Consider the following 25,641-nt stretch of genomic DNA (forward strand, 5'->3'; position numbering starts at 1 on the left):
ACAGGTACAACGCGACGGCGTCCGCCTTGAACTCCGGCGGATACGACTTCATCGCCACGTGGAACTCCTTGTCTCCGGATCTCCATCATCCGGTACTCAAGGTGTCCACGTTTCGGGGCGAGGGCCCGCTCATGCCTCAAGACTGCCCTTGGCCCGGGTATTCGCACATCAGGATTCCCCCTGGTAGAACCCTGGTAGTCCCTTACTAACCGGAAGGACCTGTGATGGACGATCTGATGCGCCTGGACGACCGGCTCGACGCGGACCAGCGGCTGATCCGTGACACGGTCGGGTCCTTCGTCGCCGACCACGTCCTGCCGCACGTGGGGGACTGGTTCGAGGAGGCGCGCTTCCCGGCGCGCGAGCTCGCTCCTGCGCTCGGTGAGCTCGGGGTGCTCGGGATGCATCTGCAGGGGTACGGGTGCGCTGGGACGGACGCGGTGTCGTACGGGGTGGCGTGCCGGGAGCTGGAGGCGGGCGATTCGGGCGTACGGTCCTTCGTGTCCGTTCAGGGGTCGCTGGCCATGTTCCCGATCTGGCGATATGGCTCGGACGAGCAGAAAGAGGAGTGGCTGCCGCGGATGGCGGCGGGCTCGGCGATCGGCTGCTTCGGCCTGACGGAGCCGGATCACGGCTCCGACCCCTCCAACATGCGGACTTATGCCAAGAAAGACGGATCCGACTGGATCCTGAACGGCTCCAAGATGTGGATCACCAACGGCTCCATCGCCGACGTCGCCGTGGTCTGGGCCCAGACCGACGAAGGCGTCCGGGGCTTCGTCGTCCCCACCTCCACCCCCGGCTTCTCCGCCCCTGAGATCCACAAGAAGCTGTCCCTGAGGGCCTCCGTCACCTCGTCCCTCTATTTCGACGACGTACGCCTGCCCGCCTCGGCCGTCCTCCCCGGCGTCACCGGCCTGCGCGGCCCCCTCTCCTGCCTCTCGGAGGCCCGCTACGGCATCGTCTGGGGCGTCGTGGGCGCGGCCCGCGCCTGCCTGGAGGCCGCCGTCTCCTACGCGAAGACCCGCGTCCAGTTCGACAAGCCGATCGGCGCGTTCCAACTGACCCAGGAGAAGCTCGCCTGGATGTACGTCGGCACCGCCCAGGCCGGCCTCACGGCCCTCCACCTGGGCCAACTGAAGGACGCCGGCCAACTGGAGCCCCGGCAGATCAGCTTCGGCAAGCTGGCGAACGTACGAGCGGCACTCGACATCGCCCGCCAGGCCCGCACTATCCTGGGTGGGAACGGGATCACGCTGGAGTACCCTGTGATCAGGCACATGAACAACCTTGAAAGTGTTCTGACATACGAGGGGACGCAGGAGATCCACACGCTGGTGCTGGGGGAGGCGCTGACCGGCCTGAGCGCTTACCGGTGATGGAGGCGTCGCGGGCGGGGCGGTAATCTCTGTACCCTTGCTGTTGCGAGGGGCGTTAGCTCAATTGGCAGAGCTGCGGACTTTTAATCCGTAGGTTCCGGGTTCGAGCCCCGGGCGCCCTACCACTCCACACCCCATCTGACCTGCACTTTCTCGATTCTCGGCCCTCTTCTGTGAGGTGAAGACGGCCGAGTTCATGCTCGTCACATGCCCTTCGGCACGCGTCCGGCACATCGGCGGGCCGATGGCGAGGCCGAAATGCCACTTTTGCTCTGTCGGTCAACGGACGGCTCGGGCCGGACCGTAAAGCCAGACCCGCACAACGCCCAACAGAAGGGCCGGATAGAAGCGTTGGCAGGCGGGACACGCCCGGCTTAACCGCAGACCCGTCCAAGCAGTGGTCAAGTCGGATCCGGCAGAGCTCACGCGCCTTCGCGGTGGCTTGGTTTCGGGGGTGCGGGAAACCGCTGCCGCTGGTCCGTGGGCGCTACCAGCCCGGCCGGGCATGCACGAGCGCCGTTTACCCCGAAAACCTGTGCGCACCCCGCCAGCCGCCTATCAACAGCAAGTCGATCTCCGGGCCTGCTCAGTACCCTGGGCGGCCTCGACCAGGCCCTGCTCCTCGGCCGTCGCTCCGTCCGCCGCCTCCGCCGGGGTGCAGCAGACGGAGTCGGCCTGCTTGGTCAGGGTGTCGGCGTCGCCCTTGACCACGTACACCTCCCACGGCTCCGCACCTGGGCCGTGCACCCAGACCTTGTCCTGCAGGGCGTAGCAGCAGGAGGTGTCGTTCTCTTCGAAGGTGGCCAGGCCGGCGTCCTTGAGCCGCTGGGTGGCGGCGTTGACCTGGGCGGTCTCCTCGACCTCGACGCCGAGGTGGTCCATGCGGGTGTCCTCGCCTTCCTCGCCCTCGATGAGCACGAGCTTGAGCGGGGGCTCGGTGATGGCGAAATTGGCGTAGCCGGGACGGCGCTTGGCCGGTTCGGTGCCGAACAGCATGGAGTAGAAGGTGATCGAGCTCTCCAGGTTGGCGACGCGCAGGGCGAGCTGGACGCGTGACATGACGATCTCCCATCTCGGTGTTTCGACGAATGTCTAAGCAGTTCCGAGTTTGTGCTCTTGCTTAGGAATCTGTCAAATTAGAGATATGTCGAAGCAGGAGCTGCCGGTGCTCGCCTCCGGGTGCTGCGCGCCGCTGATCGCCGAGCCGATCGCCGAAGACGACGCTGCAGAGATGTCCCGCGTGTTCAAGGCGCTGGGCGACCCGATCCGGTTGCGGCTGCTGTCGCTGATCGGCGCGCACGAGGGTGGCCGCCAGGCCGGCGACGGCGTATGCGTGTGCGAGCTGACCGGCGCCTTCACAGTCACCGCGCCGACGATTTCACACCACCTGAAAGTGCTGCGTGAGGCCGGTCTGATCGACAGCGAGCGGCGCGGCACCTGGATCTACTACTGGATCGTCTCCGCCACGCTCAAGCGCCTGACCGGCGTACTGGCCCTGCCTGAGACGCTCGTCGCGGACGTACGGTGAACCTGGCGCGCCGGGCGCTGGCCGAGTTCGCCGGCAGCGCCGCTCTGGTGACCGTGGTGGTCGGCTCCGGCATCATGGCGGCCGATCTGTCGAGTGACGTCGGTGTGCAATTGCTGGCCAACAGTCTGGCCACGGCGGCGGGCCTGGCGGTGCTCATCGTGATCCTCGCACCCGTGTCCGGCGCTCACTTCAATCCGGTCGTCTCCGTGGCGGCCTGGGTCCTCACCCGCGGCGACACAGCCCCCACCGTGCGCGGCCGGGAGGTGGCGGCCTACGTGCCTGCCCAGATCGCCGGAGCCATCGCCGGGGCTGTGCTGGCGAACGCCACGTTCGCGCTCCCGGCCATTCAGGTCTCGGCCCATGACCGGTCGGCACCTCACCTGCTGCTAGGGGAGGTGGTGGGCACCGCAGGGCTCATCGTGGTCATCTTCGCCCTGGCCCGGCAAGGCCGCCCGGCGCTGGCCCCGGTTGCGGTCGGCGGCTACATCGGCGCCGCCTACTGGTTCACCAGCAGCACCAGCTTCGCCAACCCGGCCGTCACCGTGGGCCGGGCCTTCACCGACACCTTCGCCGGGATCGCCCCCGCTTCGGTGCCCGGTTTCATCGCCGCCCAACTGGCCGGTGCCGCGCTCGGCGGCCTGCTACTGGTCCTGCTCTACCCCAACAGCCCGCAACCTGGTGCGGAGCCCGCCCCGGGCGCCACTCACCAAGCCGCTGCAGGTCAGCCTCGATAGGAGCAACCCGTGCCCGACCAGCTCGACGCCCCGCAGGTGTTGTTCGTGTGCGTACACAACGCGGGCCGCTCCCAAATGGCCGCTGCCTTCCTCACTCACCTGGCCGGGGATAGGGTCCGTGGGCGTTCGGCCGGTTCCACACCCGCCGATCAGGTGAACCGGGCCGTCGTAGAGGCGATGGCGGAGCGCGGCATCGACATCTCCGCCGAGATCCCCAAGGTGCTCACCATCGATGCCGTCCAGGCCAGCGACCTCGTGATCACCATGGGGTGCGGCGACGCCTGCCCGGTCTTCCCCGGCAAGCGCAACGAGGACTGGGTGCTGGACGACCCGGCCGGACAGAGCGTCGAAGCCGTACGGCCGATCCGAGACGCGATCGAGGCCCGTGTGCGCGCGCTGATCGCCGACCTCACCTCCGCTGCCGCGGACACGGCGACCAAGTGAGCCTCACCGCGAACCTGGAGGGGACGGCCCCCGGGCCACTCATCGAGCCCATACGTGCCACCCATGCCGATCAGGTGCTGGCGGTGTACCAGCTCGGCATCGACGAAGGCCAGGCCACCTTCGAGACCACCGCCCCGACCTGGACCCAGTTCAACGCGGCCAAGCTGCTCGACCACCGGCATGTGGCCCTCGGCACCCTGGACGGTGATCCTGGCCGGGTGCTGGGCTGGATCGCCGCCTCTGCTGTCTCGGCCCGCAGTGCCTACGCCGGAGTGGTCGAGCATTCGGTCTACGTGCACCCCGGCGCCCGCCGCCGCGGCGTCGGCCTGGCGTTGCTGCGCGCGCTGATCGCCTCCACTGAGGCCGCGGGCATCTGGACCATCCAGTCCGGCATCTTCCCGGAGAACACCGCCAGCCTGGCTCTGCACGCCCGCACCGGGTTCCGTACGATCGGCACCCGCGAGCGTATCGGCCGTCACCACGGCATCTGGCGAGATGTCGTCCTGATCGAACGCCGTAGCTCCATCGTCACCTGAACGCGGTGGATCCGGCCGCCCGCTTCTGGTGTCCCGTCCGGCGTAGTAGCTGTACTGGTTAGTCTTCTGACCTGCTGAATGTCAGGAAGTTCCGAACGGCGGATGCTCTATTTGTCCGGAGTAACTCTGCACTTTCGGTGGGCTCTTCTGCTCGGGGCCACCTCCACGTCACAGGCGTCGGCCGATTGTGAGGACGGCCGACCAGTGGCGGGTGAGTCGTCCATCCGGGCGTGCGGCGAGGCGGCGGCGTATCTCACGGTAGAGGTGTTCATTCTTGGCCCGCTCCATGGCGATGTGGCCGGAGAACGTGTTGAGCAGAGCGATGTATTCGTCTGCTGTGTAACGCAGAGCCCATACGTAGAGCTTCGTTCCGACCACGGTGAAGTGCCCGGAGGCCTCGAACTCGGCGGCCATGGGGTCGGGTTGGTCTTCGGGTGGTGGCGGGGGCCACGGACCGTCATGGCTTTCGCCGATCTCTTCATAGACCTTCTGGATCTCGGTGAAGAACGGGTCGAAGCCTGCTGGCATTGCGTGGTCGGCGTTCCATACGGCCAAGTGGCCGCCCGGGGCGAGCAGAGCAGCTGCCTTCGCGTACTTGACCTCCGGGTCCACCCATTTCCACGCCGTGGCCGCGTATAGGAGGTCGAAGTGGGCCCCAGCCGGTGGCTGCCAGCCTTCGAATGACGACGTGATCACGGAAACGTGGGAGAAGTCAGTCAGGCGGTGCCGTGCTTCTATTGCCAGGGCATCGCCGAGTTCGACTGCGGTGATCCGGAAGCCCATCCGTGCCAAGGGCAGCGTGGCCTTCCCCGGGCCGCATCCGACTTCCAGCAGGTGCGCGGGGGGCGTGACCCCTGTAAACGCCAGCAGGTCGGAATACAACTCGTCCGGGTAGTCGGGGCGCGCGTCTTGATAGGAGGCAGCCGCTCTGTTAAAGGTGGCTCGAAGCCGAAGATCGCGGGACATGGTCCAATCCTGATGGTGTGGCAACGCCACTGACACCTTCATATCTATCGGCCCCAGGTGGCGGGGGCGTCATCGTTCGCGACGCCCCCGACGGTCATGCCTCGATGGCCAGCAGCGAGCGCACATCGCGCGCTGCTGGGCGGTCCCGCTGATCCATCGGCACTGCCCGCAAGACTCGCCGCGCTATCACTGCGATCTCATGCGTTCGGTATGCCGGTTCCACATCGGCCAGTACTGCCGCCGCCTGCTGTAGTCCTGCGTCCACGCCGCCGCTGGCCACAATTGAGTGCGCGACAAGCAGCTCAACTGAGGTGCGGTACTGGTAGTCGCTGGTAGCGGCCAGAACCCGGTCACGCTTGGCCGCCATCGCATCCTCGTCTCCGGCGCCGGCGTGGACCCAGCAGTCAGTCCATTCCAGTTGGCCGCCGCGCCCAGCAGCGCCGGGCGGAGCAATTCGGTGCCTGCGTCTATGCGTTAGGACGGAATCCGTCAGCCCGCGGAGCGGAGGCGCTCTTCGATCAGGGGCTGACCAACGGGCTTGCCCTGATCGTCGCGCATGCATGGCCAGGGAAAGAGTTCGACGGCAAGAAGAAGAACAAGAAGTTCATGCTGCCGGCGAGCGGGCTGCTGGAGGTCATCGAGGCCGACGGCATCCCCGCCGATGATGGGGTGACGCGGGTCCTCCACGACCCCAGCAAGCCCCTATTCGTCGAGTCCACCCTCTGGTTCGAACCGGGAGACGAGGAAGGACTTGTTCCGAACTTCACAGAGGTGAGAGGGCCGATCCTGAAGCGCGCGCTGGAGATCACGCAGGAAATCCGGCACGCACGCGAAGTCAGCGAGCAGCCCTCCGAGTCCCTCTCCAAGGAGCATCTCGAAGCACTCGACGCACTCGGCAACTATCCGGAGATCCTGCACAAGATCCACGATGATGACGACGACGTCGACGAGTACGAGGCTTGGGTAAGTGCGAACGATGATGCTGAGCAAGGCCGCGCTGCACGTTACCTCGAGGCCCTGGGAGACGATGAGGTTCAGCGGCGCGCCGACACCAGCGAATGGGCAGACCAGTTCAGCCCGACACCAGGCGACCCGGACATCACCACCTTCGAGGAGTGCCCCGTCTGCGGTTTCGAGACCCTCGTCGCGCCTAACCGCGACGGGTATCTCGATGAGGTCGGCATCGGACACTGTTTCGTCTGCAGCTACGAGCGCACGAAGCAGGTCGCCGAAGACCTCGCCAGCGACATCGTGATCCGACGGGCCATCGAGAGGGGGGCTCGCCCCGACATGTGGACACCGGCTGTCATGCGGCGAGCAGCACTCTATCGATGGTCTGCTGCTCGTAGTCGATCGGGCTGCGGTAATCGAGGGTGGAATGCCTCCTTCGGGTGTTGTAGCGGGTGATCCACTTGAAGACGGCCAGGCGGGCCTGCCGGGCTGAGGGCCAGCGTTTGGCGTGCTGCAGCGTCTCGCGTTTGAGGCTGGCGTTGAACGCCTCCGCGGCGCTGTTGTCGGCGCTGGTGCCGACGGCGCCCATCGACCGGCGCACGCCGAGTTCAGCGCACACCTTGGCGAAGTCGGCGGAGGTGTATTGCGCTCCATGATCAGAATGGAAGATCGCCCCGTCCAGGCTGCCCCGCGTCGCCGCGGCGGCCCGCAACGCGTCGATCACCAGTTCGGTGCGCATGTGATCGGCGATCGACCAGCCCGCCAGCCGGCGTGAGTGCAGGTCAAGCACGGTCGCCAAGTAGAGAAACTGGCCATCGCCGATGGGCAGGTAGGTGATGTCGCCCACATAGCGCTGGTTGGGGGCGGCAGCGGTGAAGTCCCGCTTGATCAGGTCGGGCACCTTCTGATGCGACGGCTCCGGCATGGTGGTGCGGACCTTCTTGCGCAGGTGCAGCCCGACGATGCCGAAGCGGCGCATGACCCGCGCGATGCGCTTGTGGTTGACCTGGTGGCCCTTCTCGCGCAGTTCGGCGGTGACGCGTGGGCTGCCATAGGTGCCGTCGAACTCCTCGTGGATCTGCTTGATCTCCTGCGCGAGCGCGGCATCGGCCGCGGCGCGGGCCGCCCGGGCGGGCGCCGCCTTGATCCACCGGTAGAAGCCGGAGCGGGAGACCCTCAACACCCGGCACAGCCGCTTCACGCCGAAGGCGCCCCGATGGTCGGCAACGAACTCGAAGCGGCTCAGGATCCGTAAGACAATTACTGCTAGTTCCAGTGCAACTTCGGTGAGTGGCGTGCTAAATGGCCTTCCATGGCGGTATCTGAGACGGACCTGGCGGTCCTGGATGTGAAGTTCGCAGCCGTGCTGCCGCACCTGGACGAGCGGCAGCGCCGCTTGTATCTGGCGGCTGAGGCCGATGCGCTCGGGCATGGCGGGATCGTGGCGGTGGCCAGGCTGGCAGAGGTATCGGAGTCGACCATCACGCGGGGACGTCTTGAGCTCGCGAGTAGTGCACCGGTTCTGGGCCGGGTGCGCCGTCCCGGTGGCGGACGAAAACCGGCTGCTGAGCGTGACCCGGGCCTGGTGCCGGCGCTTGAGGCGTTGATCGAGCCACGGGAGATCGGTGATCCGGTTTCTCCGCTGCGCTGGACCACGGCCTCGTTGCGCGACCTGGCCCGGGAGTTAACCGCGGCAGGGCACCCGATCAGTGCCCCGGCCGTGGGCGATCTGCTGCGCGTGGCGGGGTTCAGCCTCCAGGGCATGGCCAAGCGGCGCGCCGGCAGCCAGGTCCCCGACCGCGACGCCCAGTTCCAGCACATCAACACCACGGTCGAACAGTTCCTCGCCGACGGTTCGCCGGTGGTGAGCGTGGACGCCAAGAAGAAGGAACCGATCGGTGACTTCGCCCGAGCCGGCCGCACCTACCGGCCGGGTCATGCGCCGCTTCGGCATCGTCGGGCTGCACCTGCGCAAGAAGGTCCGCACCACCATGCCGGAGCCGTCGCATCAGAAGGTGCCCGACCTGATCAAGCGGGACTTCACCGCTGCCGCCCCCAACCAGCGCTATGTGGGCGACATCACCTACCTGCCCATCGGCGATGGCCAGTTTCTCAGGCAGAGCGCGATCTCCAGGGCCGTGACGGCCGCGATGCCGAAGATGATGAAAGTGATCACCGGGGTCGCTCCATGCGGAGCCGTGGCGGGGTTTTCGTTGGGTTCATCGAGCCGAGTCTAGATTCGTCCGACGCCTTCACCGGCTTCCTGAGCGCGGCCCTCGCGGCGGGCCTCGACACCGCCAGTAGACGCGCCAGCGCGCTGATCACCGCCCGATCCGCCCACGATGGCCAAGGCCTTGCCACCTGCCGACGCAACACCGCGAGTTGGTGACGCAAGACAAGGATCTCCACATCCTTCGACCTCTGCGAGCGACCCAGCAACACCACCCAACCCACGAGCCGGACGAAGATCAAATAAAGCAACCGCAGCGCCATGAATGGCGCTCATGCCCACCAGAACGGAACACCAACCCCCAGGTCCGCCCCAACGGCCGAGTTTCGGGCACCCACACGCTCACCCATGTGGACGTCAGCGCGGCCACAATATTGACTCATAGTAAACAATTGCCTACTGTGAGTGTTTGACGTGGCGTAAAGCTCTTTCGAGGGGTGAAGCTCATGCTCAGACGAGTCGAATCCGACCGGTGGCAAGAATCACTCGATGTCAATCCCCTTTACAACGGGCTGGTGCCGGAAGGCGGCGTGCCCCGGTTCAAGATGCCGGCCAGCCCGATGAATCCCACAGCGGCCCAGGCGCTCATCCGCGACGAACTCCTGCTCGACGGCAACGCCCGGCTCAACCTGGCCACCTTCTGCACGACCTGGATGGAGCCCCAGGCCCGCGAACTCATCGCCGAAACCCTCGACCGCAACCTCGTCGACCACGACCAGTACCCGCAGACGGCCGACATCGAGGCGCGCTGCGTCAACATACTCGATCATCTGTGGGGCGACCCGAACGGTTCCAGCGTCGGCTGTTCCACAGGCGGCTCCAGTGAGGCGGCCATGCTCGGGGCGCTGACGATGAAGTTCCAGTGGCGCGAGCGGCGCCGGGCGGCCGGGCTGTCCACCGCCAACCCCAACCTCGTGATGGGCACTGCCGTCCACACCTGCTGGCCGAAGTTCTGCCAGTACTGGGACGTGGAGCCGCGCTGGATACCGATCGAGGAGCCGGCCTTCACCTTGAACCCGGCCCGGCTCGGCGAATTCTGTGACGACAACACCATCGGCGTCATCGGCGTGCTCGGCTCCACGCAATGCGGCAAGTACGACCCGATCGAGCAGATGTCGGCCGAGCTGGACCGGCTGGAGGCCGAGCGCGGGCTGAGAATACCGCTGCACGTGGACGCGGCCGTGGGCGGCTTCATCACTCCGTTCCTGGAACCCGACAGGGTGTGGGACTTCCGGCTTCCCCGGGTGCAGTCGATCAACACCTCGGGGCACAAGTTCGGTCTGGTGTACCCCGGCGTCGGCTGGATCATCTGGCAGGAGCCGGACGCCCTGCCGCAGGACCTGGTGCTCTCCTGCGACCTGCTCGGCGGCAACATCGACACCTTCACGCTCAACTTCTCCCGCTCCGGCGCCCCGGTCGTCGCGCAGTACTACAACTTCCTGCGGCTCGGCTTCGAGGGCTACCAGGCCGTCCAGCAGACCTGCCGGGACGTGGCGACCTACCTCGGTGAGGAGATCGCGAAACTCCCCGAGCTCTCGCTCATCGCCGACGGCTCGGAACTGCCGGTGCTCGCCGTGCGGACCGCCCCCGGCTACGACGGTTTCACCGTCTTCGACCTGGCCGCCCGGCTGAAGATGCACGGCTGGCAGGCCCCGACGTACTACCTGCCGCCCGACCTGGAGCACATAGCCGTCATCCGCTTCGTCATCCGCAACGGCTTCAGCCAGGACACTGCCGCCAAACTGCTGGCGAACGTGCGCACCGAGGTGGAGTACCTGCGCGACAATCCGGTTCCGCGCCCTCGCCTCGGCGGCGACGAGGCGGCCGCCGAGCAGCCCGGTGTGCCGACGGGAGGGTGACGTCGATGAACGACTTCGCCGCGTCCATCACCTTCGACCAGCTCGGCAGTGACCCCTATCCGATCTTCGCCAGGCTCCGCCGCGAAGCGCCGGTCGTCCTGCTGCCGAAGCTCGACCTGTGGATGGTCACCCGCTGGGATGACGTGCGCCAGGTCCTCAGTGCCTACGAGTCGTACACCAGCGCCTTCCCCTCGCTGGCCACGCAGATATTCGGGGAACGGTCCGTACTCAAGGTTGAGGGCGACGCCCACGCCGATCTGCGAGGCGCCGTTGACACGCGATTCGCCCATGAACGCATCGAACGGGCCACCACACTCACCCGCGAGGCCGCATGGCCGTACGCCAGCGAGCTCAGTAGCCGGGACGAGCTGATGTCCAGCTACTTCGAACCCGCCGCGAGCACCGCCCTCGCCCGTTTCATCGGCCTGCCGGACGTGGACACCGACGCTCTCATGCGCTGGGCCCGCAACCTCAGCGCCGGGATGAGCAACTTCACGGCGGACCCGGCCGTACACGAACAGGCGATGGCCACCGCCACCGAGATCCGCCAGACGATCGAGCCCTTCGCCCGGCAGGCCACAGACCTGCCCGACGGCTCAGTCCTGTCACAGCTGCTCCACAGCGGCTGCCCGGCCGATACCGTCCGATCCGCCGAGAACATCATGCCCACCTTCATCGAGATCCTCTCGGCGTTCCTGGAACCGGCGGCCGGCGCCGGGCTCACGCTGCTCGCGCTGCTCCAGCACCCCACGCAAATGCAGGCCATCCGCGATGACCCGCGCCTGATCCGCAAGGCCGTCCACGAAACGCTGCGCTGGCTATCACCAAATGGCGCGCTCAGCCGCCGCTCGACCAAAGACGTGCTCCTCGCCGGACAGATCATCCCCGGCGGAGCGACCGTCATGGCGGCCATCGCCTCGGCAGGCCGGGACGAGAGCATCTTCACCGACCCAGACACCTTCGACATCAACCGGGACCCCTTCCCCAACCTGGGCCTCGGATACTCCCGCCACGCATGCCTCGCCGCCCCAGTCGTCGGTGCCATCATCGCGGCCCTGCTGGACGTGCTACTCGAGCAACACCCACGGCTCTCCCTGGCCCCCGAACAGCCGCACAACCTGCACGGCTGGAAATTCCGCGTGCTGACGAACCTGCATGTCCGCATCGGCGATCCGGCCCGTGGCAGCTGAGTGCAGAAATTGGCGGTAGCGACCTGCGACTTCTTCGCTTGTTAGCGGTCCGTGATGTGGTGAGCCGGGACATCAAGTACGCCGACAGGGTCACATGGTGTTGAGGTCTACATCGAAGGTGTGTGCGGGATCAGTTCTTGGTTTTCCGGATCGGCGGTCCAGTCGGTGGTGGCGCCTGTGGCATCGGTGAAGCGGACGGAGAGGTGTTCGCGGCCCGCTCGCACGGCTCCCCGCAGCACTGCGGGGAGCCGTTACTTGTGCGGTGGTCCACTCTCACAAGCCGCCGAACCCAGAGTGGCGGCCTCCGCCGCAGCCCTGGGAGTACCAGGCCGTCCGGCTCTGAGACTGGGTGATGCAGGAGGAAGGCCGTCAACCCGAGATGGCCATGGATAGCTCCCACCGCAAGATCATCGTTCTCGGATGCGCACTGGGACTCAGGCGTCGTGAAGGCGGACGTAGCGCAAGGCTGTCTCGACGGTGATGTCGAACAGGTCGCAGATCCTGCAGACGTCGCCGGTGGCGGTGGCTTCGTCGAGAACGCGGTCCTCGACCAGGGTCTGAGCGGAGATGCCGAGGGTGGCGTTGGCCCAGAAGGCGCTGGCCGATGTGGTCAACGCAGCGGTGTCGATGTTGATGAACAGGTGCGGGTTGGCGGTTCCGAGCCACCGTCGGTGGCGTTCGTCCAGCCAGGCCGCCAGCCGGGTGCGGACGTCGGCGGCCAGCGCGATCACCCGGCCGCCGATGCGGAGACGCCCGTCGATGATGTCGGTGAGCTGCAGGCTTCGCAATTCGCCAGGGCGCAGCGCGTGGAAGGCCAGAAGCGCGGCGAGCGCCGCGCGGACCGGCCGCTCGGAGTTGAGCTCCGCCCTGAGCCGGTCGAGGTCGACCGGCAAGGGGATCGTGGAAGGAGCGTGCCTGCCGATAATGCCATCCGCGCAGGTCATCCGGCCGTGCACAGCCAACACCAGCGACACCTCGCCGATATCTCGGCCGACCGGCCATGGCATGTACTCGAGCTGCGGCTGCGGCGGCCGGAACCGTCCCAGATGCACTCGTTTCGGAACGATCATCGCCTGCCTGTCGGGCACGGGATCAAGCCCTTCTCCAGACAGCAACCATCTAGGAAGTCAGCTCACCAATCGAACGTAAAGTGAGAATGATCAAGGGATACCATCCGCCCCACGGTTGCTCGTTGCATGCTCGTCGGCACCTGATATGGCATGGCGCCGGACGGCATTCTTGGGCATTTTGAAAGCGGAATTTGCGGATAGAGCGGCACTTTGAGTCATCGAACCTTTTGCATCCTCAGGCTGCCTGTGCGACGCGGTGGTTTTGAAGGACGGCGATGGCCTTGCACAGGTGGCCGGCCTTGGAAGGGCTGCAGCGTAGCTTTCGGAGGATCTTCCAGCTCTTCAACTGGGCGTTCGCGCGTTCGCCGGGCCCGCGGAGCTTGGCGTGGGCGCGGTTGGCCTGCTTCTGGGACTCGGGCTTGTTCTTGCCCTTGTACGGGGTCCGGACCGGGCCCTCGGCTCCCTGATAGGCCTTGTCCGCCAGGGTGATGATCCCTGCCTCCTCCAGGGCGCGCAGGATGCCCCAGATGCGGGCGGCACTCAGGTCATGCGCCTTGCCCGGCAGCGCTCCGGATGTCCAGAGGATCGTCCCGTCCGGTGTGGCGATGACCTGCACGTTCATCCCATGCACGCGGTGCTTGCCGGAGAAGTACGGCCGGTCGGCCTTGATCCGGTCGGTGTGGATCAGCGTGCCGTCCAGCACCAGGTAGTGCAGCCCGTCCCGCTTGGCCTTCCGCAACGCCGCCGTGAGTTTGGGAGAGCGCGCCGACAGCAGCGCCACCGTCTCCTCCACGTACCGCCACGCGGTCGCGGTGGACACTCCGAACCCCGCGCCGAGTTCCGCGAACGTCTCACCTTTGCGCAGGTAGCCGGCACTAGCAGGGCCTGCCGGCCGGGGTTCAGCCGCCGCCAGATCGACCTCATGGACTTACGGTGGCGCCGGATCACCCCGGCGACGAAGTTCAGGGTCTGATGCGACAAATCGACGGCAGCACGATAGAACAACACCTGAAGCTCCTGGTTGCGACGGTGAGGATTGTGGTGATCAACCCGTCTACCAGGAGCTTCTTTGCGTCAACAGCCGAACACCAGCATCGCGATCATGCTGTGATCAGGGCATGCGTCCAGGAGGTTGGAAAACGTTCACTGCCGGGCATTAGCCGCTTCGGGGCGGATCGTAAAGTCAGACCCGCTCAACACCCAACAGAAGGGCCTGATGGAAGCGTTGGCGGGCGGGACATGCCCGACTTGACCCCAGACCCGTCCAAGCAGTGGTCAAGCCGCCTTCGGCCAAGTTCACGCGCGGTCGGCGCGGCGGTCATCCGTCTTGTAGAGATCGAATAGTCGATCCATACGCTGACCTGTAGCTCTCGGCGGGTTGCAGATCTTGAGCGTTGCCGTCCGAGCGGTTGTCGATGCCCGAAGTCGGCTGCGCGGATGTCCAAAGTCCTGTGCATACCGGGTGTATTGGCGGGCGGGGGGTTGAGTTGGGGTGGCCTGGGCCGCGCCAGTTTCTTACATCTGGTGCGGCCCGCTCCCGTGTCACAGGTCGATCGTGTCCGAAGGTCGGGGCAGGAGGGTCTGGATGAGCAACTCGAGTCGACTGCGGATCTGCAGGGAGGCCTGGGCGGGTGTGAGGTGCGTGGTGTCGACGACCTCGGCCTCGCCGTGTAGACGGCAACACGCATTCAACCTCGACAAGCGTAATTTCAGCGCAATTTCAGCCTGATTTCATCGCCCGAAACCATACTTTTGCCACATGGAAGATAGGCCCATGTGGGGCGGTTGCACGCGTGAAGCGCTTCGCCTGTTCAAGGCCAGCGCGCATGGCAGCGGATGTGTCCCCTGGTCAATGATCGCCTCTCCAAGGACTACTCTCCCGCGACAAGGCGCGCGATCCGGTGGGCTGGGGGATTTACCGCCACAAGGCAGGGCATCTCGACCTTCCTATAAGCATTAACGACCGAGCGAGCCATCTATCTGAAACAAGATTGGAAACCGATGTCCATCATCAATCGCGCCGTCGGCGCTGCCGTCATCGCACTGACGATCACTTCCGGCGCGGCTGCGCTGTCCTCACCCGCCGGGGCCGTAGCGCGACCTATGTCCGGGTCGGCGCTGGCCGGGTTCTGGTCACACATTGAGTACTTCCCCGGCACGACTGCGGGGGCGCAGCAATGCCACAGTGAAGGGAAAATGTCCGGCTATCGGTATCGGTGCCAGCTGTACACCTTCGACGGTAAGCGGTATTACGCCCTGGAGCGCTGGAATGCGTAACAGCCTGGCAAACCCACTGAGCTGTTGTCAGTAACTGAGGATCACGTTGTGTGATGGTGGCAGGGTCCAATCGTTCTCGCGATAGAGCAGGACCAGCGCCGCCTGGGCGATCTTCCCGATGCGCCACGGGTCGAGGCTGACCCGGCGCAGGGCCTTGAACGTGACGGTGAGCAGGGCGTTGGCGCGTTCACCGACTCCGCGCAGGCCTCTCAGGAGCTTGTTGTAGGTGTGCTGATCGTCGCTCAGCCTGTGCCGGCCGGCCTTCTTCTTGATCGGGACGTGGATGATGTCGGCGGCGCCTTCGTAGCCCAGGTCGGCCAGGCTCGGCAGGTCGGCGCGGACGGCGGCCAGGGCGGTGACGGCGCCGTGGTGGCGGGCGCAGGTCATGTCGTGCTCGCGGCCCGGTCGTACGTCGGAGACCCACAAGGGCCGGCCGTCGGGAGCGGAGACGACCTGGATGTTGCCGCCGTGATGCTTGTGCTTTCCGGACCACCACAGGTCGGCGCCGTTGGGGCCGGGAGTGGCGACACGGTCGGTGGCGATGACGATGCCATCGAGGTTGACATGCGTCAGGCCCGCCTGCCGGGCCGCGTTCAGGGCTTCGCGCAGGTTCGGGGCGTGCGTGGCCAGGACATCAATGCCCTCGTGCAGGTAGCGGTAGGCGGTCGTGCCGCCTGCGCTGTGAGCGGCTGCCAGTTGCCGGATGCGGGTGCCGTCGCAGAACCAGCGCAAGATGAGAACGGGCCCTCGCCCCGATGTGTGGACACCTTGAGTGCCGGATGATGGAAATCCGGAGGCAAGGAGTTCCACGTGGCGATGAAGTCGTATCCGCCGGAGTTCAAGGCGGACGCCGTCGCGTTGTATCTGTCTGACCCGGCGCGGACGTACGCGTCGGTGGCGCGGGACCTGGGCATCAACCGCGAGACCCTGCGGCTGTGGGTGAAAGAGGCCCGCGCGGACGGCACCGCTGGGGCGAAGAAGGCGGGCCCGGCCAAGAAGCCGGCCGGCGGCCCGCTATCGTCCGACGACGTGCTGGAAGAGGAGAATCCGCGCTGCCGGGGCGAGCGCTTCTTGGGGTTCTTGGGGCGTTTGGCTCGGGCCGCCGGACCGTCCGAGCCCGGCGGCATCGAGGAGTTGGACGAATCCATCCCCACCCGCCGTTCCAGCTGCTCGATCTCGGCCATCAACGCGGCGATCACAGCGTCCCGCTCAGCCAGCGCAACCAGCAGCTCCTCACGACTCCAACTCGCGGGATCGGGGATCACCAGCTCAAACTACGACGACCCATCCCAAGATCCATGTATTCAGTTGAAATCGGCGCGTGTACCTCAAACCACCCTCAGCTCAACGGCAAGCGTGAATGGATACACATGTGCGGCATGATGGGCGGCCGTGTTCGCAGAATTCCGAAATCAGTCCCCCATTTTACTTTCGGAATAGTATATTTTCGGAACTCGGCGGTAACATAGAAATACCGAGGACTTTTCGAGCGTTGGCATTCAGGTCGGCGTCGCCCCCGGCGATAGACCTTATCGGGCCTGCAAGGCCGGACTGGCCAACGATTATGACACTGTTTACGCCGACAGCACCGCTCAGCGCTGCAGGCGGCGCGCCCCTCACGACCGACTCAGCGGTCCGGCTCTGGCTGGATCCCGCCCTCGACCGGCGGGGCACCAGGGACGGAGCGTGGTGGCCGTACTCTAACAACGCTGCCGCCGAATTGCCCGGCCTCATCGCCACGGTCGATAAGTGCCTGGGCCAGATCACCATACGCGTCGGCCTGCACGCCGACATCTGGGATGACGTCCCATACCGCATTCCGGCCCGCGGTCGGCAGGTCATGGTGGACTGCTCGCACGGAACCGATCCTCACCTGCTCCGCCTCACCCTCGTAGGGGCCGAACCTGTCAACCTGATGGTCGTTCCTCCCGACGCCGGCCCGGACCCTGCGGCGTGCTCACCCGGGGTGCACCGGCCTGCCGAGCTGGCCACGGGCGCGCCCGAGCCCGACGACCTCGCCGGATGGGAGAACGAGGGCGGACATTTCGTCGACCAGGATTCGGAAGGCCCGCCGCGCCGGCGGTCGAGCGGCCAATCCGATCGGCGGCCGGCGGCGGCCCTTCTCCGAGGGGAGGATGGCATGATCGTCGCTGACGCCTTCCCGCTGGGTAGAGCCGACCGATCGGCGCCGACCATCGTCCGCCTGTCCGGCGAGCTCGACATCTTCACAAGCCCGGCGCTGCGTTCGCGCCTGCTGGGCACCCTGAACTCAAGTACGAGCCTGCTCATCCTCGACCTGTCCGGAGTGTCCTTCTGCGATGCGTCCGGCCTGGCCGTCATGGTCGGCATCCAGCGCCGCGCCCGGTCGATGGGCACCGCCCTGGCCCTGATCGCGCCCCGCCCGTTCATGTCCAAGCTGCTTCGCATCACCGGTCTGGACCGCAGCCTGCCGATAATGAGGTGAAGCGGCGCCGCCTGCGCGGTTGGCATCTGCGTCGGCTGCGTGCCGGCGGAAGCCTCGTTACAGTAGCGTCCTGGAGTCGGCGCTGGTGCCGCGGCTGCTGGACCGACCGGGGCTGGCCCTGCGCGGCCGCGCCGGTCTTGATGATCCACACGCATCGGTCGACACCACGCGCTTGGCGGGACGCCGTTTTGAGCGTCGAAGCCCTGTTGTCTACTTGCGCCCTCCGAGTCGGCCACCTCATCCGGCATTCGAGGCGGCTCGTGCTGGCCCGCCAGGGCGCAGGCGATCTGGTGCTCAGACGACGGATTGCCGGTCCGACTTGTGCCCACCAGGCTCTGACGGCCGGTGGTTCTACCACGCCGTAACGGCGGAGATGCCCTGCTCCGTGTCCGAGTGGATGTTCAGGCCCCAGCGCGCCGGTGATATCCAACACACGCAGGGGATGGTCTTGAACAGCGGCCAGGTGCAGTTGCGGGTGCTGTAGGCGGGCGGGAGCCGGGTTGGGCGATTATGTTCGCGACAACGGACCGCGTTTGCTCGCCAATTTCGACCCCGATCTTGGGCCTGGAGTCGGGTCCGTTGTTCGTGAGAGCTGACCGCACTCACCGGCCCCAAGGTCATTCGCACCGAGGAGGGGCGGGGCGGCGGCGCAGTGTCGGCGGCCATCCGGATCTGGCCGCTGGCGGCAAGGAAGAAGGCGCTACGACCATCACAGAGTGTGACCAGATTCGCTAGCCGACGCGCTGCCACACTGCCCCGATCGCCGAATCCGGCGTCGGTTGAGGCGCAGACCCCTGATGTTGGTCCCGAGCGCGGATCGGCAGTTATGGGCGGCGGGCGGCGCTGACGATCAGCTTTGGGTGGTGCGGGTATACCGCCGGACGGGGATCTCAGTCGATCGGCTCGCGATGCACCCACTCGACGAGATCGTCGGACGCGAGCGCCCGCACGCGCGCGGCGTACCGGGCGAGGTCGGCGTCGTCGAGGAGGTCGCGCCACTGGCCGCTCGTGCCGCGGCTGAAGAACGCGGCGGGATCGATCCAGTGCTCCGGACCGCCGGCGGGGACGGTCGTGTCGGCCCGGCTGCGCATCGACTCGAACGTCGCCGCCTGGACCAGGCGGGGCCATCGGTGCTCCTCGACGTCGATGCCGAGGCGCGCGGCCATCTGCCGCATCTGCCCCTCCAGGTCGGCCTTCAGGTCGTCGTAGTGCAAGTACACGACGTCGAGATCGTCGGCGGCGTCCCGGAACGTCTGCAGGTGCTCTACAGTGCGCCGCAGCGACGACCCGACCTGCGTCGATGGCGTCTCGTCGTCGACCCACTGCCAGAAGCGGTCCCGCTCGCCGTCGGGGCGCGGCCGCGGTGGCCGCAATGGTCCGAGCTCGATACCGTCGATCGCGGCCGCCCGTTTGCGTTGGCTGAGGAACGCGTCGATGTCGGTGTTGTCGATATGGTGGTCGATCGACAGCCCCACGTCGCGCGGGTCCCGCCCGACGCAGATGTAGGTGACCGTCGGATCGTTGGGTATCCCGTCGAGCGGCGTGTGGGTCTTGATGAACCGGCGGTGCGTCTGGGCTTCCAGGTCCGCGAACACGTCTGTGCGGGCGCGAGTCACCATGTCGATCCACGGCGAGAGCGTGTCCAACGGGAGCGGGAGCTCCGGTTCCTGCAGTATGAGCAGGGCGCAGATCATCTGCGTCCACGTCGTCCCGCACTTTGGCGGGGTGCTGATGATGATGTCGCCGGGGCGGAGCTCGAAGCCGTCCCAGCGGTTGCTGTCGTACATACTCGTCTTGTAGCGGCGCACGGCCGTCATCCTCGCAGCGGATCCGATCCCGTGAGGCCCAGATGATTCACCGCACGACATCCTGCCGAGGGCTCAAGACTGAGGTTCCGAAGGGCGTCGCGCAACAGTACGTGGCGCAGCACCCGCCCATAATGTCCGATCTCGAACACTCCGCGGGGGCATCATGAAGGCCAGAGGATGAGCGCCGAACGGCGGCTACGCGCGCGTCTACCTTGGACGCCAATCACGCTAGGTAATCGCGTTGCCGCCACCGGGCAGCTCGGTATGGCCGCTCCCGGACAGATCCGGTCGGCCGTCGTGAGCCCAGGTCAGCGGTCCATTGCCGCCTGCCGTCGGGGTGCGGTCAGAACTGGCAAACATCAACTTCGCTGAAGCTCGGGGTGCGGTCGCCACTCACGAACAAGTGCGGTCGGTAGTTGCAAGCAAAACCAGTTGGGCGGGGCTCCGGGGACGGCGCTTCGTAATTTTGGCTTTGTGAGGCGCGTCGCAGGGACGATCTTCATGCCCGGCCAGGCCGGGACGAGCACCTCGTGGCTGAGCTGGATGTAGCGCTCGGTCCAGTGCTCCCAGGCGCGTGGAGTAAGAAGTCCTAACAGAATGATCTAGGAATACTGCTGATCACTTTCAGGTTGATCACCAGTGTGAGAAAGGGCGAGCAGCCACCGTGGATCGTCTCGGATGAGCTGTGGGCGCGAATCGAACCGTTGCTGCCGGTCGTACCACGCCGCACTGATCATCCGGGCCGCAAGCGCCTGGACAATCGGAAAGTCCTGTCGGGAATCTTGTTCGTGCTCTACACCGGTATCGCCTGAGGTTCCTGCCCCAAGAGCTGGGCTTCGGTTCGGGGATGACCTGCTGGCGAAGGCTGCGGGACTGGCATGCCGCCCGGTTGTGGCAGAAGTTGCACGAACTGCTGCTGGCAGAGTTGCATGCCGCGGGCAAGCTGGACTGGTCCAAGGCGGTGATCGACAGCTCCCACATCCGGGCGCTGAAGGGCGGCCCAAAACCGGTCCGAGCCCGGTCGACCGCGCCAAGACGGGCTCCAAGCACCACGTCATCGCCGACGGCAACGGCATCCCCCTCGCACTCAGCCTGACCGGCGGCAACCGCAATGACGTCATCCAGGTCATGCCGCTGCTGCGGTCCGTCCCGCCGATACGGGGGCGGCGCGGCCGACCTCGCCGACGGCCCAAGGCGCTGTACGCCGACAGAGGCTACGACCACGACAAGTACCGGCGGATGGTCTGGGCCACCGGGGTCAAGCCGGTCATCGCCCGCCGGGGTACCGAGCACGGCTCCGGCCTGGGCGTGCACCGGTGGGTGATCGAGCAGACGATCGCGCTGCCGCACTGGTTCCGCCGCCTGCGCATCCGCTGGGAGATCCGCGACGACATCCACGAGGCCTTCATGACCCTCGCCGCAGCGAAACATCTGCTGGCGACGTCTCGCCCGCTGAGGGCGCGCTCAAGGGCGGGGGTCATGGTGTGGAGCCAGCGGAGTTCGTTGGCCATGTGTTCCAGGGACCCGGCGGCATCGGCCGGTGACAGCGGCCACGTGGCGATGCGCTCCGCGTGGGCCAGGACGCTACGTTGTAGGGCGGGCAGGATGGCAGGGCGGTCTGGCAGGCCGTAGGCGTCCACGAACAAGCGCAGCCGGGCCGGCGGGTCAGGGATCGGGTCGAATCCCGCTTCGCGCAGGCGCCGATCGGGCGCCAGAGGCACGAAGGCCCACGCGGCCGCGGCCAGTTCGTCCACAGGATCGACCGGTCCCGCGCTGTCGAAGTCGATGAACGCCACGGGGAGACCGTCGCGGTAAACGGTGTTCCACGGCCCGAGGTCGCCATGGGAGATGATCTGGCCAGGGCGAGGCGGGCAGGGATGAAAGCGGTAGGCGGTACAACGAGGACGGAATCCACGTGATGCCTCGTGCAGGTCACGGATGAGCCGTCCGGTGCCGATGAGCGCATCGTCGCTACGGACGTGCGCAGGCAGGCGGTGCCCGCGACCCGGCTGCCAGGCGGGATCGGCAGCCACCTCTCCGTCCAGATAGGTCAGTACCTCGCGGTCTCCCTCGACGCCAAGAACATGAGGGGCACCAGGAAAGCCCACGCTTTCCAGATGACCGAGGTACTCCTGGACTGCCCCTGACCAGGGACCCAAAGGGCGCAGCACCCGCTCGCGGCGGCGCACGACGCCCTATGTCATCCGGCCACCAACCAGCGGCTCGTCCTCGTCATCCCCCACATGACCAGTATGCCCGTCACCTAACGACGCCGCCCACGCAAAGCTGATCATTCTGTTAGGACCTCTAAGCCACAGCCCGTGGATGAGGATGATGGGAGGCTTGGTGTCGGTGTTCTCCGGTCCGGCCATGAAGTGCCTCCTACGAGGTCATCGGTCGATGGCGCCTATCCGTCCTAGACCACAGGAGCGGGCAACCAGCGGAAACGGGCACTTCGCGCCCAGCTCACTTCCAAACCGATAACCGCTTTCCAGCGGGAAGGGGGCCACACAGAACAAGCGAAGGACCTCTGCCTGGTGCGATGACCGGATCGTTCTCGCAGCGGATGCTGCGGCGCCGTCGAGCGTCCCCCGCCCCACTGAAGAGATGCCATGATGACTGGCCGCACCAAGCCGCGCCGGTGACAGGGCGGAGAACTCCGCGCCGCATCCCGGCCCTTTCTAGCGCAGCGGGGCGATGGGGCCGTCGGGCGAGATCAGGCGGGCCTCGAGCATCTGCTCCACGTAGCCGGCCACCTGCTGGTCGGTCAGCTTGCGGAACCCGTCGGCATCGATCACCGACACAAGCGGCCAGATCTTCCTGGCCACATCGGGCCCGCCGGTCGCCGAGTCGTCGTCGGCCGCGTCGTAGAGCGCCTGGATGAGCGTCATCACCATGTCCTCGGCCGAGGCGCCGTCGCGGTAGAGCTTCTTCAGCGCCCCGCGCGCGAAGATCGAGCCCGAGCCGATGGCGTCGAACCTCTCCCGCTCGTACGGCCCGCCCGCCACGTCGTAGCTGAAGATCCGGCCCTCGTCCCTGTCCGGGTCGTAGGCGGCGAACAGCGGCACCACCACCAGCCCCTGCATCGCCATGGCGAGATTGCCGCGGATCATGGCGGCCAGCCGGTTGGCCTTGCCCGCCACCGACAGCGTGCGGCCCTCCATCTTCTCGTAGTGCTCCAGCTCCACCCGATACAGGCGGGCCATCTCGATGCCGGTGCTGGCTGTACCCGCGATCCCCATGCACGAGTAGTCGTCGGCGCGGAACACCTTCTCCACGTCGCGCTGGGAGATGACGTTGCCCGACGTCGCCCGCCGGTCGCCCGCCATCACCACGCCGCCGGCGTAGGTGGCGGCGATGATCGTGGTCGCGTGCGGAATCTGGTCGCCTATCGGGGTGGCCAGGACCTCATCCCGCAGCGGCAGCAACTCAGGCGCATACGAGCTGACAAACTCCGTGAACGAAGAGTTTCCGGTGTTTCCGAAGAGCCGGTTCACCAAGCCGACGGGCAGATCCCTGTTCGACGCCACGCGACTCCCTCCAAGGTCAGTGTCCCTGGGGGGACCCTACTCATGTTGCGTCGCTGTTTGCCAGGCTGCCCGATGCAACTCCGACGGGAGGTCGTCTGGCCGAGCTAATCCAGCTGAGCTGGACGTGGCGGATGTAGTGGCGGGCGCGGGGCTCGTCCAGCGCGCGGGGTGCGGTGTGGCGGGCGTCGCCGTTCGCGCCGGGTCGGGGGTTTGCCGAGGCCGCGGCGGGTGTAGAAGTCGTCGATGGCTGACAGGTAGGTGTCGATGGTGTCGGGGGCGCGGCGGCCGTTTGAGGTGGCGGCGGAAGTCGCGTACCGCGCGCGGTGGCGGCGATGGAGTCGGTGAGCGGGTCGCCGTCCAGCGCCCCGGTGTCGGCTTGGTCGGACAGTCAGCCGCGCAGCCGGGAGGCGTATCTGGTCGTGCTGGAGTCGGCCGGCGGTGAGCCCTCGCGTACGGGCCGGGCAGCGCAACTGCTCGCGACCGGTTTGTGTTTCCGGAAGGCACTTCCGCATTCTTCGGAAGTCGTGAGGTAGGGTGAAGACACCGAGGACTTTTCGAGCGTCGGCATCCAGGTCTGCGTCGCCCCCGGCGAACCACCATCGGCCCCTTTCGAAAGGGCCTGGACAGGTCAGCCGACTATGATGCCGACACTTCTTTCTCAACCCGCACCGCTCAACCCCGTCTCCTGTGCGATCCCTCGATGCGATTCCGCGCTACGGCTCAGTCTCCACCCGGTGCTGGATCGCCGAGCCGTGGTGGACGGGGCCTGGTGGCCCTACTCCCGCGACGCGGCGGCCGAGCTGCCCGGTCTCATCGCCGCCGTCGACCAGCGACTGGGCCGGATCACGCTACGGATAGGCGTGCACCAGGACGCGTGGCGGCGCATTCCACGCCGCATCCCGGCCCGCGGGCGGCAGGTCCGCATCGGCTGGTTCCGCCACACCGACCCGCGCGTGATCACTCTGTCCTTCGCCGCCGGTGAGCCGATCGTCTTGCTGATCATCCCACCCGAGACCGCCGCCGGCACTGCCAAGGCCACGCTCAAGCTCACTGCCCAGGACACCGCCGGCCTGACCGCCGACGCCATCTTCACCCTGGTCGGCCTGCCACCCGATCCCGGGTTCCACGTCACCATTCGTGCGGGGACCGTCGACAGCCCCGCCTACTGGGAGAACGAGGGCGGATCGGTCATCGCGCAGGAGGCGACCGCCTCAACCGACTGGGCCTCAGCACCGGCGTGAAGGCACCCACGTGCCGCCTGCCGGCCGGATCGAGCGGTTCAGGCACCGCCCGTTCAGGCGGCGGGCCGATCTCCGGCCGGCAGGCATCTCATCGCATCACAGCTTTCTCCCGTAAGGAGACCCTCGATGACAGCCCTCAACACCGCCCCGCTCGACGGGGTGACGGCCTCGGCACCGACTCTCGTGCACCTGTCGGGGGACATCGACATCTTCACCACAGTTCAGCTGCGCCAGCGGCTGCTCAACACTCTCGCCCACAGCGCCGACCTGCTCGTCCTGGACCTGTCCCAGGTCACCTTCTGCGGGGCCGGCGGGCTGGGCGTGATGATCGGCGTGCAGAGCCGTGCCCGGGCACGGGGCATCACACTGGCCCTGACCGGCCTTCCCCCGCGCGTGGCCCGCCTGCTGCGCATCACCGGCCTGGACCGCAGCTTCCCGATCGAGGCGTCAGACCGATAACTGGTCCCACGTCATCCCGTCGCGAGATCACCGTGGTCGAGGCACGGGCAGCTCTGACCTGTGGTTTGACGGGGTCCGTCCCTCCAGAAAAGATCGCTTCTTGTGCTTGTCCGCCCTCATGGATCTCCCGCCTGAGCGTCTCGTCAGCGAGCTCCTCACAGATGCAGATCGCTGGTCAGGCGTATGACGACTACCACGGTGGTTCCGGCCGGGCCAGTGCTCAACGTGAGCATGTCGCTGAGCCGAGCCATCAGCCACAGTCCGCGGCCCCTGACGCCGGTACGACCCGGCATCGAGGTCTGCTCCTGATGGCGGGCCGGGATACCGGCGCCATGGTCACTGATCTCGCAGCAGAGCAGGCGATCGGCCCGCCACAGCCGAAGCCGACCGAATCCGCCGCCATGTTCGACCGCGTTGGCCACGCCCTCGTGCACGGCCAGCACAAGATCCTCACAACGGGCCCGCGACAGTCCCTGCCCGACGGCATGCGCGGTCAAGCCCTGGCGTAACGCGGTCGCAACTGCGGCCCGGTCCGCGGAGCCGGCCATCGGGAGCGTCCAGGTCATCAGCGGGTTCCGGCACTCTGGCGGCGGCCCGAGGAACTCACACATGATCACACGGCCTCATCACCTGTGACCAAGCGCGGCCCTCCGGTCCTCGGAGAAACGGCCACCCGGACACGCCGCATCCGTTCTGCTGAATGCGCTTTCACCGCGATGGCCGCTCAGTGAGATCGCGGGTCGGAAGTGTTGTCCCAGCCGGGCTGTGTCCGGTCGGGCGGGACGGGGCAATCCGGCGCAGCGTGGCCCGGCACGGGTTGGTTTGAGCTGGCGTGCACTGACATGAGTGGCTCACTCCCCGCGGACGGGGGTTCCTTCTGATCGGGCGGTGTCGCTGTCGCGACATGTCCGGCAACCGGACCACCCGTCCGGGGAATCTCCTCGGGGCGGCAGGTGCGTCGCATACCTCGTTACG

General features: G+C 66.7%; 21 protein-coding genes, 1 tRNA gene and 7 pseudogenes. 18 read left to right on the forward strand and 11 right to left on the reverse strand.

Going from position 1 to position 25,641, the window contains the following annotated elements:
• The first annotated feature begins 224 nt into the window (after window positions 1–224).
• Together ABGB18_RS47795 and ABGB18_RS47800 are read left to right on the forward strand one after the other, a co-directional pair.
• Window positions 225–1,379, forward strand: coding sequence for an acyl-CoA dehydrogenase family protein (locus tag ABGB18_RS47795; RefSeq protein WP_347702379.1), 1,155 nt, complete (start codon window positions 225–227; stop codon window positions 1,377–1,379).
• Between the two features lie 49 nt (window positions 1,380–1,428).
• Window positions 1,429–1,504 (forward strand) — tRNA-Lys (locus tag ABGB18_RS47800).
• A gap of 433 nt (window positions 1,505–1,937) precedes the next feature.
• On the opposite strand, the gene ABGB18_RS47805 is transcribed toward ABGB18_RS47800, so the two are convergent.
• Window positions 1,938–2,438, reverse strand: a complete 501-nt coding sequence (locus ABGB18_RS47805) for an ArsI/CadI family heavy metal resistance metalloenzyme (RefSeq protein ID WP_347702380.1) — start codon at window positions 2,436–2,438, stop codon at window positions 1,938–1,940.
• Window positions 2,439–2,523: 85 nt separating this feature from the next.
• Here ABGB18_RS47805 and ABGB18_RS47810 point away from each other — a divergent pair, with 85 nt between their 5' ends.
• The 4 genes from ABGB18_RS47810 to ABGB18_RS47825 are packed head-to-tail and all read left to right on the forward strand — an operon-like array spanning window position 2,524 to window position 4,621.
• A complete protein-coding gene (locus tag ABGB18_RS47810; RefSeq protein WP_347702381.1) occupies window positions 2,524–2,907 on the forward strand; it encodes a metalloregulator ArsR/SmtB family transcription factor in 384 nt (127 codons plus the stop codon).
• Entirely contained in the window at window positions 2,904–3,641 is a 738-nt protein-coding gene (locus ABGB18_RS47815; RefSeq protein WP_347702382.1) for an aquaporin, read from the forward strand. Before ABGB18_RS47810 ends, ABGB18_RS47815 begins: the two co-directional genes overlap by 4 nt.
• Before the next feature lie 9 nt (window positions 3,642–3,650).
• Window positions 3,651–4,085 carry an arsenate reductase ArsC gene (locus ABGB18_RS47820; RefSeq protein WP_347702383.1) on the forward strand — a complete coding sequence of 145 codons (435 nt, stop codon included), beginning with the start codon at window positions 3,651–3,653 and terminating at the stop codon, window positions 4,083–4,085.
• The gene (locus ABGB18_RS47825) at window positions 4,082–4,621 is read left to right on the forward strand and encodes an N-acetyltransferase family protein (protein WP_347702384.1); all 540 of its coding nucleotides are present in this window, start codon (window positions 4,082–4,084) and stop codon (window positions 4,619–4,621) included. Before ABGB18_RS47820 ends, ABGB18_RS47825 begins: the two co-directional genes overlap by 4 nt.
• A 168-nt stretch (window positions 4,622–4,789) precedes the next feature.
• On the opposite strand, the gene ABGB18_RS47830 is transcribed toward ABGB18_RS47825, so the two are convergent.
• On the reverse strand, window positions 4,790–5,587 hold the full coding sequence (locus tag ABGB18_RS47830; RefSeq protein ID WP_347702385.1) for a methyltransferase domain-containing protein: 798 nt from the start codon (window positions 5,585–5,587) through the stop codon (window positions 4,790–4,792).
• A 94-nt stretch (window positions 5,588–5,681) separates the two neighbouring features.
• Window positions 5,682–5,954, reverse strand: coding sequence for a hypothetical protein (locus ABGB18_RS47835; protein ID WP_347702386.1), 273 nt, complete (start codon window positions 5,952–5,954; stop codon window positions 5,682–5,684).
• Window positions 5,955–6,193: 239 nt separating this feature from the next.
• Here ABGB18_RS47835 and ABGB18_RS47840 point away from each other — a divergent pair, with 239 nt between their 5' ends.
• Window positions 6,194–6,994 (forward strand): hypothetical protein, encoded by an 801-nt coding sequence (locus tag ABGB18_RS47840; protein WP_347702387.1) that lies wholly within the window; start codon window positions 6,194–6,196, stop codon window positions 6,992–6,994.
• On the opposite strand, the pseudogene ABGB18_RS47845 reads toward ABGB18_RS47840, so the two are convergent.
• Window positions 6,894–7,787 (reverse strand): annotated as a pseudogene (locus ABGB18_RS47845) (IS3 family transposase); the annotation flags it as partial. The gene ABGB18_RS47840 and the pseudogene ABGB18_RS47845 overlap by 101 nt on opposite strands.
• 63 nt (window positions 7,788–7,850) lie before the next feature.
• Here ABGB18_RS47845 and ABGB18_RS47850 point away from each other — a divergent pair.
• From ABGB18_RS47850 to ABGB18_RS47865, 4 genes and pseudogenes are all read left to right on the forward strand, one after another.
• Window positions 7,851–8,444: pseudogene (locus tag ABGB18_RS47850) on the forward strand (ISAzo13 family transposase); the annotation flags it as partial.
• Window positions 8,445–8,469: 25 nt separating this feature from the next.
• Window positions 8,470–8,652: pseudogene (locus ABGB18_RS47855) on the forward strand (IS3 family transposase); the annotation flags it as partial.
• Window positions 8,653–9,214: 562 nt separating this feature from the next.
• Window positions 9,215–10,627: a glutamate decarboxylase gene (locus ABGB18_RS47860; RefSeq protein WP_347702388.1), complete on the forward strand. Its 1,413-nt coding sequence runs from the start codon at window positions 9,215–9,217 to the stop codon at window positions 10,625–10,627.
• Window positions 10,628–10,632: 5 nt separating this feature from the next.
• Window positions 10,633–11,817 carry a cytochrome P450 gene (locus tag ABGB18_RS47865; protein WP_347702389.1) on the forward strand — a complete coding sequence of 395 codons (1,185 nt, stop codon included), beginning with the start codon at window positions 10,633–10,635 and terminating at the stop codon, window positions 11,815–11,817.
• Window positions 11,818–12,251: 434 nt separating this feature from the next.
• Here ABGB18_RS47865 and ABGB18_RS47870 read toward each other — a convergent pair whose 3' ends face one another.
• Entirely contained in the window at window positions 12,252–12,905 is a 654-nt protein-coding gene (locus ABGB18_RS47870; protein WP_347702390.1) for a hypothetical protein, read from the reverse strand.
• Window positions 12,906–13,122: 217 nt separating this feature from the next.
• A pseudogene (locus tag ABGB18_RS47875) lies at window positions 13,123–13,895 on the reverse strand (transposase family protein).
• 993 nt (window positions 13,896–14,888) lie between these two features.
• Here ABGB18_RS47875 and ABGB18_RS47880 point away from each other — a divergent pair.
• Window positions 14,889–15,164, forward strand: coding sequence for a hypothetical protein (locus ABGB18_RS47880; protein WP_347702391.1), 276 nt, complete (start codon window positions 14,889–14,891; stop codon window positions 15,162–15,164).
• Window positions 15,165–15,191: 27 nt separating this feature from the next.
• Here ABGB18_RS47880 and ABGB18_RS47885 read toward each other — a convergent pair.
• Window positions 15,192–15,905, reverse strand: a pseudogene (locus tag ABGB18_RS47885) (transposase family protein); the annotation flags it as partial.
• A gap of 75 nt (window positions 15,906–15,980) precedes the next feature.
• Between ABGB18_RS47885 and ABGB18_RS47890 the strand changes: the two are divergent.
• Complete coding sequence (locus ABGB18_RS47890; RefSeq protein ID WP_347702402.1) at window positions 15,981–16,547, forward strand: transposase; 567 nt, start codon at window positions 15,981–15,983, stop codon at window positions 16,545–16,547.
• A 109-nt stretch (window positions 16,548–16,656) separates the two neighbouring features.
• Complete coding sequence (locus tag ABGB18_RS47895) at window positions 16,657–17,628, forward strand: STAS domain-containing protein (RefSeq protein ID WP_347702392.1); 972 nt, start codon at window positions 16,657–16,659, stop codon at window positions 17,626–17,628.
• Window positions 17,629–18,518: 890 nt separating this feature from the next.
• Here ABGB18_RS47895 and ABGB18_RS47900 read toward each other — a convergent pair.
• Window positions 18,519–19,436 carry a sulfotransferase domain-containing protein gene (locus ABGB18_RS47900; RefSeq protein WP_347702393.1) on the reverse strand — a complete coding sequence of 306 codons (918 nt, stop codon included), beginning with the start codon at window positions 19,434–19,436 and terminating at the stop codon, window positions 18,519–18,521.
• A gap of 641 nt (window positions 19,437–20,077) precedes the next feature.
• Between ABGB18_RS47900 and ABGB18_RS47905 the strand changes: the two are divergent.
• Window positions 20,078–20,892 (forward strand): annotated as a pseudogene (locus ABGB18_RS47905) (IS5 family transposase).
• 241 nt (window positions 20,893–21,133) lie between these two features.
• On the opposite strand, the pseudogene ABGB18_RS47910 reads toward ABGB18_RS47905, so the two are convergent.
• Window positions 21,134–21,469, reverse strand: a pseudogene (locus ABGB18_RS47910) (phosphotransferase); the annotation flags it as partial.
• On the opposite strand from ABGB18_RS47910, the gene ABGB18_RS47915 reads away from it, so the two are divergent.
• Window positions 21,362–21,583, forward strand: a complete 222-nt coding sequence (locus tag ABGB18_RS47915) for a hypothetical protein (protein ID WP_347702404.1) — start codon at window positions 21,362–21,364, stop codon at window positions 21,581–21,583. The pseudogene ABGB18_RS47910 and the gene ABGB18_RS47915 sit on opposite strands and share 108 nt — an antisense overlap.
• Window positions 21,584–22,117: 534 nt before the next feature.
• Here the strand turns inward: ABGB18_RS47915 and prcB are convergent.
• The gene (prcB, locus tag ABGB18_RS47920; RefSeq protein WP_347702394.1) at window positions 22,118–22,864 is read right to left on the reverse strand and encodes a proteasome subunit beta; all 747 of its coding nucleotides are present in this window, start codon (window positions 22,862–22,864) and stop codon (window positions 22,118–22,120) included.
• 743 nt (window positions 22,865–23,607) lie between these two features.
• Between prcB and ABGB18_RS47925 the strand changes: the two genes are divergently transcribed.
• Together ABGB18_RS47925 and ABGB18_RS47930 are read left to right on the forward strand one after the other, a co-directional pair.
• Window positions 23,608–24,207, forward strand: coding sequence for a DUF5994 family protein (locus ABGB18_RS47925; RefSeq protein WP_347702403.1), 600 nt, complete (start codon window positions 23,608–23,610; stop codon window positions 24,205–24,207).
• A 126-nt stretch (window positions 24,208–24,333) separates the two neighbouring features.
• On the forward strand, window positions 24,334–24,666 hold the full coding sequence (locus ABGB18_RS47930) for an STAS domain-containing protein (protein WP_347702395.1): 333 nt from the start codon (window positions 24,334–24,336) through the stop codon (window positions 24,664–24,666).
• A gap of 155 nt (window positions 24,667–24,821) precedes the next feature.
• On the opposite strand, the gene ABGB18_RS47935 is transcribed toward ABGB18_RS47930, so the two are convergent.
• Window positions 24,822–25,232 carry an ATP-binding protein gene (locus tag ABGB18_RS47935; RefSeq protein ID WP_347702396.1) on the reverse strand — a complete coding sequence of 137 codons (411 nt, stop codon included), beginning with the start codon at window positions 25,230–25,232 and terminating at the stop codon, window positions 24,822–24,824.
• Between the last annotated feature and the right edge of the window lie 409 nt (window positions 25,233–25,641).

This window comes from Nonomuraea sp. B12E4, assembly GCF_039871825.1.
In the GTDB taxonomy this organism is placed as follows: domain Bacteria; phylum Actinomycetota; class Actinomycetes; order Streptosporangiales; family Streptosporangiaceae; genus Nonomuraea.

Excerpts from the sequence above, each read along its gene's own strand:
- ABGB18_RS47795 (WP_347702379.1), top strand. The coding sequence starts at position 225 with ATGGACGATCTGATGCGCCTGGACGACCGGCTCGACGCGGACCAGCGG.
- ABGB18_RS47805 (WP_347702380.1), bottom strand. The coding sequence starts at position 2,438 with ATGTCACGCGTCCAGCTCGCCCTGCGCGTCGCCAACCTGGAGAGCTCG.
- ABGB18_RS47810 (WP_347702381.1), top strand. The coding sequence starts at position 2,524 with ATGTCGAAGCAGGAGCTGCCGGTGCTCGCCTCCGGGTGCTGCGCGCCG.
- ABGB18_RS47830 (WP_347702385.1), bottom strand. The coding sequence starts at position 5,587 with ATGTCCCGCGATCTTCGGCTTCGAGCCACCTTTAACAGAGCGGCTGCC.
- ABGB18_RS47835 (WP_347702386.1), bottom strand. The coding sequence starts at position 5,954 with ATGGCGGCCAAGCGTGACCGGGTTCTGGCCGCTACCAGCGACTACCAG.
- ABGB18_RS47840 (WP_347702387.1), top strand. The coding sequence starts at position 6,194 with ATGCTGCCGGCGAGCGGGCTGCTGGAGGTCATCGAGGCCGACGGCATC.
- ABGB18_RS47860 (WP_347702388.1), top strand. The coding sequence starts at position 9,215 with ATGCTCAGACGAGTCGAATCCGACCGGTGGCAAGAATCACTCGATGTC.
- ABGB18_RS47865 (WP_347702389.1), top strand. The coding sequence starts at position 10,633 with ATGAACGACTTCGCCGCGTCCATCACCTTCGACCAGCTCGGCAGTGAC.
- ABGB18_RS47880 (WP_347702391.1), top strand. The coding sequence starts at position 14,889 with ATGTCCATCATCAATCGCGCCGTCGGCGCTGCCGTCATCGCACTGACG.
- ABGB18_RS47890 (WP_347702402.1), top strand. The coding sequence starts at position 15,981 with ATGAAGTCGTATCCGCCGGAGTTCAAGGCGGACGCCGTCGCGTTGTAT.
- ABGB18_RS47925 (WP_347702403.1), top strand. The coding sequence starts at position 23,608 with ATGCCGACACTTCTTTCTCAACCCGCACCGCTCAACCCCGTCTCCTGT.
- ABGB18_RS47930 (WP_347702395.1), top strand. The coding sequence starts at position 24,334 with ATGACAGCCCTCAACACCGCCCCGCTCGACGGGGTGACGGCCTCGGCA.
- ABGB18_RS47935 (WP_347702396.1), bottom strand. The coding sequence starts at position 25,232 with ATGACCTGGACGCTCCCGATGGCCGGCTCCGCGGACCGGGCCGCAGTT.